3 protein-coding genes are annotated in these 3177 nt (G+C 62.4%); all 3 read right to left on the bottom strand.

Going from position 1 to position 3177, the window contains the following annotated elements; translation table 11 throughout:
* Nucleotides 1–1268, bottom strand: a 1268-nt coding sequence (locus D6877_RS13065; protein ID WP_130911055.1) for an FAD-binding oxidoreductase, incomplete at its 3' end; no start/stop codon positions are given.
* Nucleotides 1269–1414: 146 nt separating this feature from the next.
* Complete coding sequence (locus D6877_RS13060; protein WP_130911054.1) at nucleotides 1415–2779, bottom strand: glutamine synthetase family protein; 1365 nt, start codon at nucleotides 2777–2779, stop codon at nucleotides 1415–1417.
* 133 nt (nucleotides 2780–2912) lie between these two features.
* Nucleotides 2913–3177: hypothetical protein (locus D6877_RS29615; RefSeq protein WP_206662988.1), on the bottom strand; the 265-nt coding region annotated here is incomplete at its 5' end.

The raw sequence follows: 3177 nt of genomic DNA, 5'->3' as shown, positions 1-3177 counted from the left end.
AGCATCTGGTAATACCACATCCCCGCCGCCAGCAACGGATTGCCCAGCAGGTCGCCCATTGGCACGCGGATGTGCTGGCACGCGGCGAAAGTGTCGAACTGTTCCATTTGCCCAGTGATCGCCCGGCTCATGATCTCGCCCATGATGTGCGTGGTGGCGATGCCGTGTCCCGAGTAGCCCTGGCAATACCAGACGTTGTCCGAGAGCTTGCCCAGTTGCGGGATGCGGTTGATGACGATGCCCATCGCGCAGCTCCACTGGTAATCGATCGCCACACCTTTTAGCGCCGGGAAGGTGCGCTCGATACACGGGCGCAGTTCCGCAGCGATGTCGCGCGAATCCTTGCCGCTGTAGTTGGCACCGCCGCCGAACAGCAAACGGCCATCGGCGGTGAGCCGGTAGTAATCGAGGACGAAGCGGCAGTCGTACACGGCGAGGTCTTCGGGGTTGATCTGTTGCGCCAGAACACCCAGCGGCGCGGTGGTGACGATGCCGCCGATGGCCGGGAAAATCTTGCCCTTGAGCTGACCCGGTTCGAGCTTGTGATAAACGTCGCCGGCGAGCATCACCTGACTGGCGTCGATCTGGCCTTGGGCGGTGCGCACGCCGGGGTTGTCGCCGTGAATGATCTCCAGCACTTCGCTGTTCTCGAAGATCAGCGCGCCCAGGCTTTCGGCTGCGCGTGCTTCGCCAATGCACAGGTTGAGCGGGTGCAGATGCATGTTGCGCGTGTTCTTGATTGCGCCGTGGTAGAGCTCGCTTTGCAGCAGGTCGCGAACCTGGCTGCGGTCGAGCAGGCTCACTTCATCGCCTAATCCGCGACACATGGCTTCGTCGTAGTCCTTGCGCAGATCGACCATGTGGCTCGGCTTGTACGCCGCGTGCAAGTGGCCGTGTTTGAGGTCGCACTGGATCGCATATTTCTCGACGCGCTGGCGGATGATTTCATGCCCGCGCCAGCGCAGATGCCAGATGAAATCGTCCACGTCATCGCCCAGTTTCGCGCGCATCTGCTTGCGCATCGCGCCGTCGCCGGAGAGGCTGCCGGTGACTTGCCCGCCATTGCGCCCGGTGGCGCCCCAGCCGATCTTGTGGCTTTCGACGATGGCGACTTTCAGGCCTTTTTCCGCCAGTTCGACGGCAGTGGCGACGCCAGTGAAACCGCCGCCGATGATCACCACATCGACCTTGTGCCGGCCTTGCAGGGTCGGGTAGTCGGTGTCCTGGTTGAGGGTGGCGGTGTAGTAGGAATTGCAGCGAATGGTCATGTCGGGGTCCACAAAAATTCTAGTTCGAAGTGCATTCCCTGTGGGAGCGAGCCTGCTCGCGAAAGCGGTATGTCAGTCACCCAAAATGTTGAATGTGACGACGCCTTCGCGAGCAAGCTCGCTCCCACAGGTTCGGTGTTGGATCTTTAAGCCTCGGTGAGGTACCACCGCCAATCCTGCTCACCCACTTCAGCCATGAACTGCCGATACTCGGCACGCTTCACCGCCAGATACACCCCAAGGAATTCCTGGCCCAACGCCTCCCGTGCCCACTGTGAATTTTCCAGCGCTTGTAGCGACGTCAGCCAATCGGTCGGCAGCAGTTCTTTCGCCTGCGCATAACCATTGCCCTCGACCGGTGCCCCCGGATCCAGCTCTTCACGGATGCCGCGATGAATGCCGGCGAGGATCGCTGCCGCTGCCAGATAAGGGTTGGCATCGGCGCCGCAGATGCGGTGTTCGATGTGTCGTGTCGGCGCCGGCCCGCCGGGTACGCGCAGGCTGACGGTGCGGTTGTCGACGCCCCAGGTCGGCGCCAGTGGCGCGTAGCTGTTGGCCTGGAAACGCCGGTAGGAGTTGGCGTTGGGGCAGAACAGCAGCAGCGAATCGAGCAGCGAGGCAAGCATGCCGCCAATCGCCGTGCGCAACAGCGGCGTGCCGGCCGGGTCTTCAGAAGCGAACAAATTACGCCCCTCGGCATCGGCCAGGCTGACGTGCATGTGCATGCCGGTGCCGGCCAGATCATCGAACGGCTTGGCCATGAACGTCGCCTGCATGCCGTGCTTGTGCGCCACGCCTTTGACCAGACGCTTGTAGCGCACCGCCTGATCCATCGCTTCCAGCGCATCGCCGTGTTCCAGAGTGATTTCCACTTGCCCCGGGGCGTATTCGGAAATCGCCGTGCGCGCCGGAATGCCGTGCAGTTTGCAGGCGCTGTAGAGGTCGGCGAGGAAGGGTTCGATCTGCTCCAGCTCGCGCAAACCATAGACTTGCGTGTGTCGCGGTCGTCCGCCGTCAGCGTCCAGCGCCGGTTGCGGGCGGCCGTTGTGATCGCGTTTGGCATCGAGCAGATAGAACTCCAGCTCGCACGCCATGATCGGGTGATAGCCCTCGGCCTTGAGCCCGTCGATCACCTTGATCAGCAGGTGCCGAGGGTCAGCGATGCTCGCCGGCATGCCCTCGCTCGGGTGCATGCTGACCTGCACCGCAGCGGTTGGAATCTGTCGCCACGGCAAGCGCACCAGACTGCCTTGCAGCGGATAGGCGCGGCAGTCGATGTCGCCAACGTCCCAGACCAGTCCGGAGTTCTCGACGTCCTCGCCTTGTACGGTCAGGCCAAGGATGGTGCTCGGCAATGGCCGGCCGCTTTCGTACACGGCGAGCAGTTCTTCGCGGTGCAACAGCTTGCCGCGCGGCACGCCGTTGGCGTCGAGGATGAACAGTTCGATCATGTCGATATCGGGGTTCTGTTCGAGGAACAGGCGTGCTTCTTCGATGGCTGCGAATTTCATGGCAAATCACTCACGGTGGCGCCGCACAGGCGCGCAGATTCGGCCGGACACGACGCGACAAAAAGGCGTAAGTGTCCCGGCAGGGATATCAGGAAAATCGGGAAATTGACTGTCGCGGTTTCAGCTCACGCGATCAGGCAGGAACGGCGATATCCGGCGGGCGTGCGGAGTGACGCAGCTTGGAGCGGCGCAGGGCCATGGGCAGATTGACGATGCGGTTCATACGCGGCCCCTGTTGCAGTGGGCGCGTACAGCAGAGACGTGCAACCTTTGCGGTTGTTGTGGTGACGTACTCATAACGCGTGTTTCCGTTGGCGGAAAGCGTCGGCGGCAGGGCAGACCCGGCGACCGGTGTGCCCGGATAGTAAGGGGGAATTTGCGCGCGTGTAAATGGAAGA

Origin of the sequence: Pseudomonas sp. Sample_9 (assembly GCF_004307535.1) — a bacterium.
GTDB classification, from domain to species: Bacteria; Pseudomonadota; Gammaproteobacteria; order Pseudomonadales; family Pseudomonadaceae; genus Aquipseudomonas; species Aquipseudomonas mercuritolerans.
Note: the sequence above shows the minus strand (reverse complement) of the source record. Positions and strands in the feature narration are given on the sequence as shown.